Source organism: Caballeronia sp. RCC_10 (assembly GCF_041360715.1).
Classification (GTDB): Bacteria; Pseudomonadota; Gammaproteobacteria; order Burkholderiales; family Burkholderiaceae; genus Caballeronia; species Caballeronia grimmiae.
In genome coordinates this window covers 18,408-31,746 of the sequence record NZ_JBFUPT010000006.1, presented here as the reverse complement: position 1 = coordinate 31,746, position 13,339 = coordinate 18,408, and the positions used below count along the sequence as shown (strand labels likewise).

The 13,339-nt window shown below is 64.2% G+C and carries 15 protein-coding genes; 13 read left to right on the top strand and 2 right to left on the bottom strand.

Annotation, left to right across the window (positions count from 1 at the left end; genetic code table 11):
• The first annotated feature begins 158 nt into the window (after positions 1–158).
• Positions 159–587, top strand: a complete 429-nt coding sequence (locus tag AB6804_RS13470) for a MarR family winged helix-turn-helix transcriptional regulator (protein ID WP_370886857.1) — start codon at positions 159–161, stop codon at positions 585–587.
• Positions 588–663: 76 nt separating this feature from the next.
• Positions 664–1,371, top strand: coding sequence for an SDR family oxidoreductase (locus AB6804_RS13465; protein ID WP_370886856.1), 708 nt, complete (start codon positions 664–666; stop codon positions 1,369–1,371).
• A gap of 7 nt (positions 1,372–1,378) precedes the next feature.
• On the opposite strand, the gene AB6804_RS13460 is transcribed toward AB6804_RS13465, so the two are convergent.
• Entirely contained in the window at positions 1,379–1,795 is a 417-nt protein-coding gene (locus tag AB6804_RS13460) for a YciI family protein (RefSeq protein WP_035970091.1), read from the bottom strand.
• A gap of 197 nt (positions 1,796–1,992) precedes the next feature.
• On the opposite strand from AB6804_RS13460, the gene AB6804_RS13455 reads away from it, so the two are divergent.
• From AB6804_RS13455 to AB6804_RS13430, 6 genes are read left to right on the top strand one after another with little or no spacing between them, the layout of a single operon-like run.
• Positions 1,993–3,012: a LacI family DNA-binding transcriptional regulator gene (locus AB6804_RS13455; RefSeq protein WP_370886855.1), complete on the top strand. Its 1,020-nt coding sequence runs from the start codon at positions 1,993–1,995 to the stop codon at positions 3,010–3,012.
• A gap of 2 nt (positions 3,013–3,014) precedes the next feature.
• Positions 3,015–4,502: a sugar ABC transporter ATP-binding protein gene (locus AB6804_RS13450; protein ID WP_370886854.1), complete on the top strand. Its 1,488-nt coding sequence runs from the start codon at positions 3,015–3,017 to the stop codon at positions 4,500–4,502.
• Positions 4,483–5,499, top strand: coding sequence for an ABC transporter permease (locus AB6804_RS13445; protein WP_370886853.1), 1,017 nt, complete (start codon positions 4,483–4,485; stop codon positions 5,497–5,499). Before AB6804_RS13450 ends, AB6804_RS13445 begins: the two co-directional genes overlap by 20 nt.
• Before the next feature lie 22 nt (positions 5,500–5,521).
• Positions 5,522–6,484 carry a substrate-binding domain-containing protein gene (locus tag AB6804_RS13440; protein ID WP_370886852.1) on the top strand — a complete coding sequence of 321 codons (963 nt, stop codon included), beginning with the start codon at positions 5,522–5,524 and terminating at the stop codon, positions 6,482–6,484.
• Between the two features lie 47 nt (positions 6,485–6,531).
• Positions 6,532–7,593, top strand: a complete 1,062-nt coding sequence (locus AB6804_RS13435; protein WP_370886851.1) for a sugar phosphate isomerase/epimerase family protein — start codon at positions 6,532–6,534, stop codon at positions 7,591–7,593.
• Positions 7,590–8,711 carry a Gfo/Idh/MocA family protein gene (locus tag AB6804_RS13430; RefSeq protein WP_244795474.1) on the top strand — a complete coding sequence of 374 codons (1,122 nt, stop codon included), beginning with the start codon at positions 7,590–7,592 and terminating at the stop codon, positions 8,709–8,711. Before AB6804_RS13435 ends, AB6804_RS13430 begins: the two co-directional genes overlap by 4 nt.
• Before the next feature lie 48 nt (positions 8,712–8,759).
• Here AB6804_RS13430 and gndA read toward each other — a convergent pair whose 3' ends face one another.
• A complete protein-coding gene (gndA, locus tag AB6804_RS13425; protein ID WP_035970642.1) occupies positions 8,760–10,166 on the bottom strand; it encodes an NADP-dependent phosphogluconate dehydrogenase in 1,407 nt (468 codons plus the stop codon).
• 211 nt (positions 10,167–10,377) lie between these two features.
• On the opposite strand from gndA, the gene AB6804_RS13420 reads away from it, so the two are divergent.
• The 5 genes from AB6804_RS13420 to AB6804_RS13400 all read left to right on the top strand — a co-directional run bounded on the left by AB6804_RS13420 (position 10,378) and on the right by AB6804_RS13400 (position 13,268).
• A complete protein-coding gene (locus tag AB6804_RS13420) occupies positions 10,378–10,749 on the top strand; it encodes a hypothetical protein (RefSeq protein WP_370886850.1) in 372 nt (123 codons plus the stop codon).
• A gap of 34 nt (positions 10,750–10,783) precedes the next feature.
• Entirely contained in the window at positions 10,784–11,728 is a 945-nt protein-coding gene (gene panE, locus AB6804_RS13415) for a 2-dehydropantoate 2-reductase (protein WP_370886849.1), read from the top strand.
• A gap of 63 nt (positions 11,729–11,791) precedes the next feature.
• Positions 11,792–12,340 (top strand): chromate transporter, encoded by a 549-nt coding sequence (locus tag AB6804_RS13410; RefSeq protein ID WP_370886848.1) that lies wholly within the window; start codon positions 11,792–11,794, stop codon positions 12,338–12,340.
• A complete protein-coding gene (locus tag AB6804_RS13405; protein ID WP_370886847.1) occupies positions 12,337–12,864 on the top strand; it encodes a chromate transporter in 528 nt (175 codons plus the stop codon). The genes AB6804_RS13410 and AB6804_RS13405 overlap by 4 nt, the downstream gene beginning before the upstream one ends.
• A 65-nt stretch (positions 12,865–12,929) precedes the next feature.
• Positions 12,930–13,268 carry a thioredoxin family protein gene (locus AB6804_RS13400; protein WP_370886846.1) on the top strand — a complete coding sequence of 113 codons (339 nt, stop codon included), beginning with the start codon at positions 12,930–12,932 and terminating at the stop codon, positions 13,266–13,268.
• Positions 13,269–13,339: the final 71 nt, after the last annotated feature.

Genomic DNA, 13,339 nt, shown 5'->3' with positions numbered 1-13,339 from the left:
GCGGATTTCGGCACAGGCGCGGCGGTGCGCTTTCGCAGGCCCGGCGTGGCGGCACGGGTTTTTGCCCCTTCTTTCACGCGACGATTTGTGCCGTGCCTATCGTTTCGATAAAAACGCCGTGCTTGACGGAGTGCATATGCACCGATAAGCTGTATTCCATGACAACGCACTCATCACCTCTGGATTGCAACTGCTTCGCCATTCGTCAGGCGGCGCGCTACATTTCGCAGCTTTACGAGCGGCACCTGAGCGTGGCTGGCATCACGCCGGCGCAGTTCACGCTGATGGCGTCGATTTCGCGCAAGCCCGGCGTTCAAATGGCCGAACTGTCGGAATCGATGGTGATGGACCGGACCACGCTCGTCCGTGCGCTGAAGCCGCTTGAGCGCGATGGCATCGTGGAAATGGAGCAGCAAGCGCCGAGTTCCCGCGCCGTCGGTCTGAAGCTGACGGCGGCCGGCAGGGCCATGCTGGCGCAGGGCCACGAGCAATGGCGCGCGGCGCAGGCGGAATTCGAAGCGAAGTTCGGCGAGAAGCGTGCGAAGGCGTTGCGCAAGTCGCTCTTCGAACTGACCGAACTGGGTTGATTGATCGAACGTAGCCCGCATCGAGCGGGCTTTTATATACCATGTTTAGTGCATATGCACATAATAGGGAGCCGTCATGCAGATCAAAGGAAAGGTCGTTCTTGTCACCGGTGCGAATCGCGGTCTCGGCAAGCAGTTCGTAAAGTCTTTGCTGGATGCGGGCGCGTCGAAAGTCTATGCGGCGGCGCGCAATCCGGGCAGCGTCGATATCGAAGGCGCGCAAGCCGTGAAGCTCGATGTGACCAATCCCGCCGACATCGCCGATGCGGCCGCGAAGTACACGGATGTGCAGGTCGTCATCAACAACGCGGGGGCGCTCGCGCGCGGCGCGCTGCTCGATGCGGCATCGACACAAGGCGTGCGCGATCTCATCGAAGTGAACGCGATCGGACCGCTCAACGTCACGCAGGCGTTTGCGCCCGTGCTGAAGCAGAACGGCGGCGGCGCGGTCATCAACGTGCTGTCCGTGCTGAGCTGGGTCGTGTTGCCGGATGGCGGCGCGTACAGCGTGTCGAAGTCGGCCGCGTGGGCCGTGACCAATGCGCTGCGCGACGAATTGCGCGGACAGGGCACGCTCGTGGTCGGCGTGCATCCCGGCTACATCGACACGGACATGGTGGCGGAAGTCACCGCGCCGAAGACATCGCCCGCGAGCGTGGTCGAGCAAGTGCTGGCGGCGGTCGAGCGCGGCGAAGAAGAAGTCCTCGTCGATGACACCGGCCGCGCCGTCAAGCAATCGCTCTCGACGCCGACGCCGATCTATATCACCGGCATCCCGCGCTGATACGGCATCAACGCTTCGCCGCCTTCTGCATCTCGTCGAAGCCCGCGGACGCTTCCTGCACATCGGGCGGGAAGTCGTCGAACTCCATGACCTGCCGCACTTCGATCGTCTCGTTCGGCGAACCGGGGCAGCGCTTCGCCCATTCGATCGCTTCCTCGCGCGAACTGACCTGAATCATCCAGTAGCCGCCGAGCACTTCCTTCGCTTCGGCGAACGGGCCATCGGTGACGCGCGGCTTGCCGCCTTCGAACGAAACGCGCGCACCCATCGACGGCGGATGCAGCCCGTCGAGCGCCAGCAGCACGCCCGCTTTCTGCAGCGCTTCGTTGTACTTCATCATCGCCGCGACGGCTTCGGCGCTCGGCATCGTGCCGGGCTCCGCGCTTTCGTAGCCGCGCGGGATCATCAGCATCATGAATCGCATGGACGTGCTCCATTTGGTATCGTCGGTCGGGCAATGACGCCCTCATACACTACGACGGCCGGGCGCGCGCCGGATCGACATTAGGCGACATTGAGCGGCATTAAGCGTTTATCCCTATCCGATTCCGGTTGCCTTGCGAGCACGTCGGACCAAATAATGTAATCCATTACATCCCGTCCGCCGTCGTGGCGCGCAGCATGTCGGAAACCGTTCGATCCCGCGAGGAAGTGTCGATTGCCGATGTCGCGGCGCGCGCAGGCGTGTCCGTCGCGACCGTGTCGCGCGTGCTCAACGGCCATGCGAACGTTCGCGAAGTCACACGCGACAAGGTGCGCGCGGCGGTGGCGGCGAGCGGCTATCGCATCAACGAGCTTGCGCGCAATCTTCGCACGGCGGAAAGCCGCCTTTTGCTCACGATGGTCCCCGACTTCGGCAACCCGTTCTATGCGGCGATCGTGCGCGGCATCGACAGCGTCGCGCGGCAGAACGGCTACTTCATGCTGCTGTGCGATACCGGCGCGGACCCGTTGCGCGAGCGCAGTTACTTTGATCTTTTGCGTGGGCGGCGCGCCGATGGCGCGATCTGTCTCGATCCCGCCGCCGTGCAAAACGCGCTCGCCGAAGAAGCGTCGACATTGCCCTGGGTCGCGTGCTGCGAGTTCGATCCGGACGCGGGCGTGCCGTATGTCGGCATCGACAATCATCTTGCAGCGGGCGACGCCGTGCGGTATCTGCTAGCCAGAGGCCACGATCGCATCGCGCTGATCGGTTCGGGGCAGGGCTATCTGTACGGACGCCAGCGGCTTGCGGGCTATTGCGATGCGCTCGAAGCCGCGGGCATCGTGCCGAATCCGGCGTGGCGCATCGAACTCGACAGCCTCGACTATGACGCGGGCGAACGCGCCGCCGTGCAGCTGGCATCGCTTGGAAGCGACAGGCCGACGGCGATCTTCGCGGTCTCCGACACGCTCGCGATCGGCGTGATGAACGGCTTGCGCGGCGTGGGCTTGCGCGTGCCGGACGATGTCGCCGTCGTCGGTTTCGACGATATCGCCGTGGCCGCGCACGTCGATCCGCCGCTGACCACCGTTGCCCAGCCGATGCAGGCGCTCGGCGAAGCGGCTGCCGATCTGCTGCTCAAGCGGCTGCGCGATCCGCGCGCCGATGTTCCGGGCGTGCTGCTGCCGCATCGTCTGATCCAACGAAGGAGCGCCTGACGATGAGCCTTGCCGTGCGCTTTGAAGGAATCGAAAAACAGTTCGGGCCGGTGCGCGTGCTGCATGGCGTGAGCTTCGATCTCGCGCCGGGCCGCATCTATGGCCTGCTCGGGGAGAACGGCGCGGGCAAATCCACGCTGATGAAAATCCTCGCCGGCTACGAGCGCCCTAACGCGGGCATGGTTTCGATTGATGGCGCGCGCGTCGACTTCACGAGTTCGCGCGATGCGGAACGCGCGGGCATCGTGCTGATTCATCAGGAACTGAATCTCGCGGATCACCTGAGCATCACGCAGAACATGTTTCTCGGGCATGAACTGCGCAAGGGCTACTTTCTCGACGAACCCGCGATGCGCGACGACGCCCGCGCCGCGCTCGCCGATGTCGGCCTGCACAAGAATCCGGATACCCGGGTCCGCGAATTGATCGTCGCGGAAAAGCAGCTCGTCGAGATCGCGAAGGCGATGCTGCGCGATGCGCGTCTGCTCATCATGGACGAACCGACGGCCACGCTCACGCCGTCCGAAACGCAACGCCTCTTCGCGCTGATGGCGCGCCTGAAAGAGGCGGGCGCGACCATCGTCTATATCTCGCATAAGCTCGATGAAGTCGAGCGCGTGACGGACGAAGTCATCGTGATGCGGGATGGCCGCTTTGTCGCGCGCGCGCCGACTTCCGACCTGACGCGGCAGCAGATGGCGAACCTGATGGTCGGCCGCGAAGTGTCGGACATGTTTCCGCCGAAGCCCGCGCTCGCCGCCGATGCCCGCGTCGCATTCGAAGTGGAAGGCGCATCGGTGCCGGGCTGGGCCGATGGCGTGAGCTTCTCGGTGCGCGAGGGCGAAGTGTTCGGCTTTGCGGGACTGGTCGGCGCGGGCCGCACCGAACTGTTCGAGGCGCTCGTCGGCTTGCGCACATTGAGCGCGGGGCGCGTGACCATCGAAGGCGAAGCGGCCACGCTGAGAAGCCCGCGCGATGCGATGCGTCACGGCGTCACGTATCTGAGCGAAGACCGCAAGGGCCGCGGCCTGCACGTCGACATGGCGCTCAAGGACAACCTGACGATGATGACGCTCGAACGCTACGCGCGTCCGTTCATCGACAAGCGTGCGGAGCGCAATGCGCTCGGCGTCGCGATGAAAGACTTCGGCATTCGCACGGGCAACCCGGCAAACCGCGCGCGCATGCTGTCGGGCGGCAACCAGCAGAAGCTCGCGCTCGCAAAATTCCTGCATCCCGATCCGCGCGTCATCGTGCTCGACGAACCGACGCGCGGCGTCGATGTCGGCGCGAAACGCGACATCTATTTTCTGATTCACCGCCTCGCCGCCGAAGGCCGCGCGGTGATCGTCATTTCTTCCGAGCTGATCGAACTGATCGGGCTATGCCATCGCGTGGCGGTAATGCGCGCGGGCGAACTCGTCGCCACACTTGGCATGGACCTTCTGACCGAAGAGAGGTTGATCGCGCATGCGACCGGCACACACTGAAGACACCGAAAGCGAAAGCCGTTTCGCGGCGTTCTCGCGCATTCTGTTCGGCATCGGGCCGCTGCTCGGGCTGATTGCGCTCTGCATCGGCGGCACGCTGCTCAACGGCGACTTCGCCACCCTGGACAACGCGATGAACGTGCTCACGCGCACGTCGTTCATCGGCATCATCGCGGTGGGCATGACCTTCGTGATCATTTCGGGGGGCATCGACCTGTCGGTGGGATCGATGGCCGCGTTGATCGCGGGCAGCATGATCTACATGATGAACGGCCTGATGCAGGGCGTGAGCGGCCATGCGGTGCCGCCGCTCTTGATCCTTGCGCTCGGCATCGTGCTTGCGCTCGTGCTCGGCGCGTTGTTCGGCCTCGCGCATGGGCTGCTGGTGACGAAGGGGCGCATCGAGCCGTTCATCGTGACGCTCGGCACGCTCGGTGTGTTTCGCGCGCTGCTGACGTGGCTTGCGGACGGCGGCGCGCTCACACTCGACAATTCGCTCGTCGATCTCTACGGCCCGGTGTACTACGCGAGTCTCTTCGGCGTGCCGGTGCCGATCTGGGTCTTCGCCATCGTCGCGGGAGGCGGTGCGCTGGTGCTCAATCGCACGGTGTTCGGGCGGCACGTGCAGGCCATCGGATCGAATGAGCAGGTCGCGCGTTATGCGGCGATACGCGTCGATCACGTGAAGATCGCCACTTACGTGCTGCTGGGTCTATGCGTTGCCGTGGCGACCGTGCTCTATGTGCCGCGCCTCGGTTCGGCCACGCCGACAACCGGCCTGCTATGGGAACTCGAAGCCATCGCTGCCGTCGTGGTCGGCGGCACTGCGCTGAAGGGCGGCGAGGGGCGCGTGATCGGCACGGTCATCGGCGCGATTCTGCTTTCGGTCATCAACAACATCCTGAATCTGACGAGCATCATCAGTGTGTATCTGAACGCGGCGGTGCAGGGCGCCGTGATCATCTTCGTAGCCTTCTTGCAGCGTGGCCGTCGTTAATATTCGAACAGGAGACATCGTCATGAAGAAACTCTTCCGCGCGCTCACCGCGCTGACGCTCACGGCGAGCGCGTTTGCCGTTGCGCCGTCCGCATCCGCCGCTGATAAGGTCGTGCTGGGCGTCGCCATTCCGACCGCGACGCACGGCTTCACAGGCGGCATCGTCTGGTGGGCGAACGAAGCGAAAAAGGAGCTGGAGAAGGCGCATCCGGATCTCAAGATCATCGTCAAGACGGCGGGCGGCGCGCCCGAGCAGGCGAATCAGCTGCAGGATCTCGTGACCGTCAACAAGATCAATGCGCTCGTGATCTTCCCGTTCGAATCGGCGTCGCTCACGCAGCCCGTGGCGCAAGTGAAGAAGAAGGGCGTGTATGTGACGGTCGTCGATCGCGGCCTGACCGACACCAGTGCTCAGGATGCCTACGTAGCCGGCGACAACACCGCCTTCGGCAAGCTGCCCGCCGAGTATCTCGCGAAGACGCTCAACGGCAAGGGCGATATCGTCGCGCTGCGCGGCATTCCCACGACGCTCGACAACGAACGCTGGGCGGCTTTCGAAGGCGTGATGAAGCAGCATCCGGACATCAAGATTCTCGATGCGAAGTATGCGAACTGGAACCGCGATGACGCGTTCAAGGTGATGCAGGACTATCTCACCCGCTTCAAGCATATCGACGCGGTCTGGGCGGCCGACGACGACATGATGATCGGCGTGCTGAAGGCGATCGATCAGGCGAAGCGCACGGATATCAAGGAAGTGTTCGGCGGCGCGGGATCGAAGGAAGCGGTGAAGCGCATCATGGATGGCGACAAGCGCGTGCGGGCTGATGTCTCGTACTCGCCGAAGTTCATCTACGACGCGATCAAGCTCACTGCCGAAGCGCGCCTGAAGGGCGACAAGCTGCCGCCGACGACCATCATTCCTTCGGTGCTCATCACGAAGGACAACGCGAAGCAGTTCTACTACCCCAACTCGCCGTTCTGAGCGCCAGGCCGGTCACGCGTTGACCGGCATTCTTATCGAGGCGAAAGATGAAGACCATCAAGGGCCCCGCGATCTTTCTCGCGCAGTTCATGGGCGATGCCGCGCCGTTCGATTCGTTGAAGAACCTGGCGTCGTGGGCGGCATCGCTTGGCTACGAGGGCATTCAGGTGCCTTGCGATGCGCGTCTGATCGATCTGGAGCAAGCCGCATCGAGCGACGCGTATTGCGACGATATCCGCCGCACCGTCGAAGATGCGGGCGTTGCGATCACCGAATTGTCGACGCATCTGCAAGGGCAACTCGTGGCGGTGCATCCCGCTTACGACACGCTGTTCGATGGTTTTGCGGCCCCGCACGTGCGGGGCAATCCTTCCGCGCGGACCGAGTGGGCGATAGCGCAAATGAAGCACGCGGCGGCGGCATCGAAGCGGCTCGGTCTGAACGCGCATGTCACGTTCTCGGGTGCGCTGGCGTGGCCATATGTTTATCCGTGGCCGCAGCGTCCGGCGGGTCTCGTCGAAGCGGCGTTCGATGAGCTCGCGAAGCGCTGGCGTCCGATTCTCGATGAGTTCGATCGCGCGGGCATCGACGTGTGCTACGAACTGCATCCCGGCGAAGACCTGCACGATGGCGTGACGTTCGAGCGATTTCTCGCCGCGGTCGATGACCATCCGCGCGCGAACATCCTTTACGATCCAAGTCACTTCGTGTTGCAGCAGCTCGACTATCTCGCGTTCATCGACATCTACCACGCGCGCATCAAGGCGTTTCATGTGAAGGACGCGGAGTTTCGTCCCAACGGTCGGCAAGGCGTGTATGGCGGCTATTCGGGCTGGGTGGAGCGCGCGGGACGTTTTCGTTCGCTCGGCGACGGCCAGATCGACTTCAAAGCGATCTTCTCGAAGATGGCGCAATACGACTTCGGAGGCTGGGCCGTGCTCGAATGGGAATGTGCGTTGAAGCATCCGGAAGACGGCGCGCGCGAGGGCGCGGTGTTCATCCGCGATCACATCATCCGTGTGGCGGAACGGGCGTTCGATGATTTCGCCGGCAGCGGCGCGAGCCGGGACGCGATGCGCGACGTGCTCGGCATTGGAGAGCAGCGATGAAGCGCGTGCGCCTGGGGATGGTGGGTGGCGGCGAAGGCGCGTTCATCGGCGCGGTGCATCGCATGGCGGCGCGGCTCGACGATCGTTACGAGCTGGTGGCGGGCGCGTTGTCGTCGGATGCGCGGCGGGCGGCGTCGAGCGCGGCGGCGATCGGCTTGCCGCGCAGCTACGACGATTATCGCGAGATGGCGCGCATCGAAGCGGGGCGCTCCGACGGCATCGAAGCGGTGGCGATCGTCACGCCGAATCATCTGCACGCGCCGATTGCAACGGCGTTTCTCGAAGCGGGCATTCACGTGATTTGCGACAAGCCGCTCGCGGTATCGCTCGATGAAGGCGAGGCGCTCGCGAAGCTGGCGCGCGAGAAGCGGCTCGTGTTCGCGGTGACGTACACGTACACCGGCTATCCGCTCGTGCGCCATGCTCGCGCGATGGTGCGGCAGGGCATGCTCGGCGATATCCGCGTCGTGCAGGTGGAGTATGCGCAGGACTGGCTGTCGTTGCCGGTCGAGACGCAGGCGAACCGGCAGGCCGCGTGGCGCACGGACCCGTCGATGGCGGGACCGGCGGGGTGTCTCGGCGATATCGGCACGCATGCGTATCAGCTTGCGGAATACGTGACGGGGATGCGGCCTTCCGAGCTATCGGCGGAAGTGACGACGTTCGTGCCGGGGCGGCGCGTCGACGATCATGTTCAGGCGATGCTTCGGTATCCGAACGGTGCGCGCGGGATGTTATGGGCGAGTCAGGTCGCGGCGGGCGAGGAGAACGGCTTGCGGCTGCGCGTGTATGGGACGAAGGCGGGACTTGCGTTCGATCAGCAGTCGCCGAATGAATTGTGGTTCACGCCGGTTGGCGGGACGTCGCGTCGCTTGACGCGCGGGCGCGTGCAGGGCGCCGAGGCGCAGCATGCGACACGCGTGCCGGCGGGGCATCCGGAAGGGTATATCGAAGCGTTCGCGCAGGTTTATACAGACGCGGCGGCTTGTATCGCGAGTGGGACCACGCAGGGAGATGAATGGCTTACCACGGTAGAGGACGGAGTCGCGGGGTTGAGGTTCGTGGAGGGCGTGTTGCGGAGTAGCGGGATGGATGGGGGGTGGGTCAGCATCGATTGAAAACGAGGCAGCCATGAGGCTGCCCCGCTCGATCAACGGCTCAGATCGTCACGCCCAGTTCGCGTGATACGACCCTGCCTTATCAGTCCGCTCGAACGTATGCGCGCCGAAGAAGTCCCGCTGCGCCTGCACCAGATTCGCCGGCAGCCGTTCCGATCGATACGCATCGAAATAAGCAATAGCAGACGAGAACGCCGGCACCGGAATGCCCGCCTTCACCGCCGCAACGACGACATCGCGCAGCGCGTCCTGATACTTCGCCGCGATATCGCTGAAATACGGATCAAGCAGCAGATTCGCGAGGTTCTTGTCAGCCGCGTAAGCATCGGTGATCTTCTGCAGGAAGCGCGCACGGATGATGCAGCCTGCCCGGAAGATCTTCGCGATCTCGCCATACTGCAGGTTCCAGTTGTACTCATCCGATGCCGCGCGCAATTGCGCAAAGCCCTGCGCATACGAGACGATCTTCGACAGATACAACGCTCGCCGCACCGATTCGATGAACGCCTCACGATCCCCATCGAACTTCGGCGACGGACCCGACAGCACCTTGCTCGCCTTCACACGCTGATCCTTCAGCGACGACAGCACGCGCGCAAACACCGCTTCGGTAATCAGCGGCAGCGGCGCGCCGAGATCGAGCGCGTTCTGGCTCGTCCACTTGCCGGTGCCCTTTTGCGCGGCGCGATCGAGAATGACATCGACGAGATCCTTGCCGGTCTCTTCGTCCTTCTTCGCAAAGATCTTCGACGTGATCTCGATCAGGTAGCTATCCAGTTCGCCCTGATTCCACTCGACATACACCTTGCCCAGTTCTTCGTTCGAGAGGCCAGCCACGCGCTTCAGCACGTCGTAGCTCTCGGCGATCAACTGCATGTCGCCGTACTCGATGCCGTTGTGCACCATCTTCACGAAGTGGCCCGCGCCGTCCGGTCCCATGTAAGCGACACACGGCTCGCCATCCGGCGCCTTTGCGGCAATCTCGTGCAGGATCGGGGCGACCAGTTCATAGGCTTCCTTCTGTCCGCCCGGCATGATCGACGGCCCCTTCAGCGCGCCTTCCTCGCCGCCCGACACGCCCGTGCCGATGAAATGCAGGCCCGACTTCGCGAGATCCTGATTGCGGCGGATGGTATCGGTGAAATGCGTGTTGCCGCCGTCGATGAGAATGTCGCCTTTTTCGAGCAGCGGGCGTAGTTGCGCGATGGTCTCGTCGGTGCCCGCGCCGGCCTTCACCATCATCAGGATGCGGCGCGGCGTTTCGAGGGATTGCACGAACTCTTCGAGCGTGTACGTCGGCACGAGCTTCTTGTCGGGATGTTCCGCAAGCAGTTCGTCGGTTTTGGCGCGGCTGCGGTTGTAGACCGAAACGGCGTGCCCGCGGCTCTCGATGTTCAAGGCCAGGTTGCGGCCCATGACGGCGAGGCCCACCACGCCGATAGCTTGTTTGCTCATGCTTGATCTCCGAATGACCGAAGCGCTTGCGGCTCGTGGCGCGGGCGCTTCGGATGAAAACTGTGGATGGATGCGGCGCTCGCGCTTCACGAGGCGTCATGGATGCTACCGACACCTGCCCATTGGGCGAGCGCAGACCGCCCGAATTTACCACTTTGGGCGGCATCCGGCAGCGGTGGCGGCCGCGCACGCACGCGGGCATCGGCATAGAATGGACGCCCCTGACCGTATCGCATCCTTCATGGCGCTTTCGCGGCGCACACGAGCGCATCACTATTCGGTTTATGTCGTCGAACTGTCGGACGCGGTCTGGAACGAGGCGCGCTTTCGTCGTGCGAACGCGGATTACGTGCTCGGCAAGCCGTTCGTCTATGTCGGGATGACGGGCATCGACCCGGACGTGCGTTTCGACAAGCACAAGGCCGGCATCCAGTCGAACCGCTTCGTGCGGGATTACGGGCTGCGGCTCTTGCCGCATCTGTACGAGATGTACAACCCGATGCCTTACGACGGCGCACGCGACATGGAAGTGGAGCTGGCAATCGGCTTGCGCGACGCGGGCTATGGCGTGTGGCAGGCTTGAGCGGAATCAAACGATCAACGACAAGGAGCGAGGCATGCGGATTCTGGTAGTGGGCGCGGGGGCCATCGGCGGATATTTCGGGGCGCGGCTGCTCGAAGCGGGCCGCGACGTGACCTTTCTCGTGCGCGAGCGGCGTGCGCAACAGTTGCGCGATGGCGGCCTGAACGTGCGAAGCCCGGAGGGCGATGTGCGCATCGGCAATCCGCCGATCGTGCTGACGCAGGATATCGCCGAGCCTTACGATCTCGTGCTGCTCGGTTGCAAGGCTTACGATTTGCAGGGCGCGATGGATTCACTTGCGCCCGCCGTCGGCCCCGATACGGCGATTCTGCCGCTCCTGAACGGCATGGCCCATCTCGATGCGCTCGACGCGCGCTTCGGCGCCAGCAAAGTGCTCGGCGGCCAATGCGTGATCGCCGCGACGCTGGACGCTCAGGGTGCCATCGTTCATCTGAACACGATGCAGTCGATGACCATTGGCGAGCGCGCGGGCGGCCGGTCGGCGCGCATCGATTCGATCGGGCAGCAATTGAGCGGCGCGCGCTACGAGTTGAACGTCAGCGAAAACATCCTGCAGGCGATGTGGGACAAGTGGGTGTTCCTCGCAACGCTCGCGGCCGGAACGTGCCTGATGCGCGCGCCCATCGGCGACATCGTGGCCGCGCCGGGCGGGGAAGCGCTGCTGCGCGGAATCTTCGACGAGTGCAGCGGTATCGCCGGCGACAACGGCCATGCGCCCGGCGAGGCGGTGCTCGCGCGCTCGCGGACGTTCTTTTCGGAGCGCGGCTCGCTGATGACGGCGTCCATGCTGCGCGATATCGAAAACGACGCGCCCATCGAAGCGGACCATATCGTCGGCAATCTGTTGGCGCGGCGAAAGACGGCGTTCGATGGAACGTCGTTGCTGGCGGTGGCTTACGCGCATCTGAAGGCGTATGAGGCGCGGCGTGAGCGCGAGGCGCGCGCGTCGAAAGGTTGAGCAATTGCGGGAGCCGCATCCGACGCTGTACGCTTCCCGCTTCTTGGCAATTCCTTGCGCGCCATGCATCAGAACGACACGCCCAGGCCCACCATCGCCGAACTTTTCATCGGCTTTCTGACCCTCGGCCTCACCGCCTTCGGCGGCGCGCTGCCGCTCGCACGGCGCGAGATCGTCGAGCGCCGCAAATGGCTCGATGCCGACGCGTTCACCGATCTCCTCGGCCTTTGCCAGTTTCTTCCGGGCGGCAACGTCATCAATCTGTCGGTCGCCATCGGCATGCGGTTTCGCGGGCTGCCCGGCGCGCTCGCGGGCTTGCTCGGGCTGCTCGTCGGGCCGTCGCTTGTCGTGATCGCGCTGGGCGTCATCTATCAGCGCACGCATCATGATCCGCGCGTCGCGCATCTGTTCGCGGGGCTCGCGGCGGCCGCGGCGGGGCTGCTCATCGCGATGTCGGTCAAGCTCATGTGGCCGCTTCGCAAGAAGCCGGAAGCGGCACTCGTCGCGCTTGCGATGTTCGCGGCCATCGCGCTGTTCCGCACGCCGCTGCTGCCGTCGATGCTCGTGCTCACGCCCGTTTCGGTGCTCATTGCGTGGAACGTGCGCCGATGAAAGACGATCTTTGGTCGCTAGCCGCCATCTTCAGCCAGTTGTCGCTGCTCGCGTTCGGCGGCGGCAATACCATCCTTCCCGAGATGCAGCGGCAAGTGGTGCAGGTCCATCACTGGATGACCAAAGCCGATTTCTCCGCGCTCTTCGCGCTCGCGCAAGCCGCGCCCGGGCCGAACATGATGGTCGTCACGCTGATCGGCTGGCACGTCGCGGGCTGGCCGGGCGTGCTCATCACGTCGATCGCGAAGTTCGGGCCGTCATCGCTCGTCACGATCGCGGCGCTGCACGCGTGGGAGCGCTTCAAGGACCGGCCCTGGCGGCGTTATGTGCAGCTCGGGCTCATGCCGATCACCGTGGGGCTCGTCGCGGCGAGCGCGTTGCTGATCGCGGAGGCGTCCGATCAGACGGCGATGCTCGGCGGCATCACGGTCGCCGTCGCGCTGCTGGCGTTCCGGACGAAGCTGCATCCGTTATGGCTGCTCGGGGCCGGCGCGCTGATCGGGTTGACGGGATTCGGGCAGTAAAGCGCACGCGGGCTGGCAGGTTTTCTGCTGCTTCGCGGAACAACGAAAGCGATGAGGACAGCACCATGAGCATGGCCACCGAATACGCGAAGACCGCGCCGGATCGCAGCGAAGTCGACGCCCTGACCGCTCCCACCGTCGTCGAGTTCGGCACGGACTGGTGCGGCTACTGCCGCGCCGCGCAGCCGCTGATCGCGCAGGCGTTTCAGGCGCATCGCGGCGTGCATCACATCAAGATCGAGGATGGCAGCGGCCGCCCGCTCGGCCGATCCTTCCGCGTCAAGCTCTGGCCGACGCTTATATTCATGCTCGGCGGCAAGGAAGTCGCGCGCCTCGTGCGCCCCGGCGATGTCGGCGAAATTCGCGACGCGCTCGCGCTCATCGACGAGCCACTGGCGGAATGATCGCGGTTTAAGGGCTAAGGGTTATCGCCGAAGAGACATGCGCGGCGTCAACTTGTATGATAACCCGATGA

What these genes read in the sequence shown, in the direction of transcription:
- AB6804_RS13470 (WP_370886857.1), top strand. Translation starts at nt 159, where the DNA reads ATGACAACGCACTCATCACCTCTGGATTGCAACTGCTTCGCCATTCGT.
- AB6804_RS13465 (WP_370886856.1), top strand. Translation starts at nt 664, where the DNA reads ATGCAGATCAAAGGAAAGGTCGTTCTTGTCACCGGTGCGAATCGCGGT.
- AB6804_RS13460 (WP_035970091.1), bottom strand. Translation starts at nt 1,795, where the DNA reads ATGCGATTCATGATGCTGATGATCCCGCGCGGCTACGAAAGCGCGGAG.
- AB6804_RS13455 (WP_370886855.1), top strand. Translation starts at nt 1,993, where the DNA reads ATGTCGGAAACCGTTCGATCCCGCGAGGAAGTGTCGATTGCCGATGTC.
- AB6804_RS13450 (WP_370886854.1), top strand. Translation starts at nt 3,015, where the DNA reads ATGAGCCTTGCCGTGCGCTTTGAAGGAATCGAAAAACAGTTCGGGCCG.
- AB6804_RS13445 (WP_370886853.1), top strand. Translation starts at nt 4,483, where the DNA reads ATGCGACCGGCACACACTGAAGACACCGAAAGCGAAAGCCGTTTCGCG.
- AB6804_RS13440 (WP_370886852.1), top strand. Translation starts at nt 5,522, where the DNA reads ATGAAGAAACTCTTCCGCGCGCTCACCGCGCTGACGCTCACGGCGAGC.
- AB6804_RS13435 (WP_370886851.1), top strand. Translation starts at nt 6,532, where the DNA reads ATGAAGACCATCAAGGGCCCCGCGATCTTTCTCGCGCAGTTCATGGGC.
- AB6804_RS13430 (WP_244795474.1), top strand. Translation starts at nt 7,590, where the DNA reads ATGAAGCGCGTGCGCCTGGGGATGGTGGGTGGCGGCGAAGGCGCGTTC.
- gndA (WP_035970642.1), bottom strand. Translation starts at nt 10,166, where the DNA reads ATGAGCAAACAAGCTATCGGCGTGGTGGGCCTCGCCGTCATGGGCCGC.
- AB6804_RS13420 (WP_370886850.1), top strand. Translation starts at nt 10,378, where the DNA reads ATGGACGCCCCTGACCGTATCGCATCCTTCATGGCGCTTTCGCGGCGC.
- panE (WP_370886849.1), top strand. Translation starts at nt 10,784, where the DNA reads ATGCGGATTCTGGTAGTGGGCGCGGGGGCCATCGGCGGATATTTCGGG.
- AB6804_RS13410 (WP_370886848.1), top strand. Translation starts at nt 11,792, where the DNA reads ATGCATCAGAACGACACGCCCAGGCCCACCATCGCCGAACTTTTCATC.
- AB6804_RS13405 (WP_370886847.1), top strand. Translation starts at nt 12,337, where the DNA reads ATGAAAGACGATCTTTGGTCGCTAGCCGCCATCTTCAGCCAGTTGTCG.
- AB6804_RS13400 (WP_370886846.1), top strand. Translation starts at nt 12,930, where the DNA reads ATGAGCATGGCCACCGAATACGCGAAGACCGCGCCGGATCGCAGCGAA.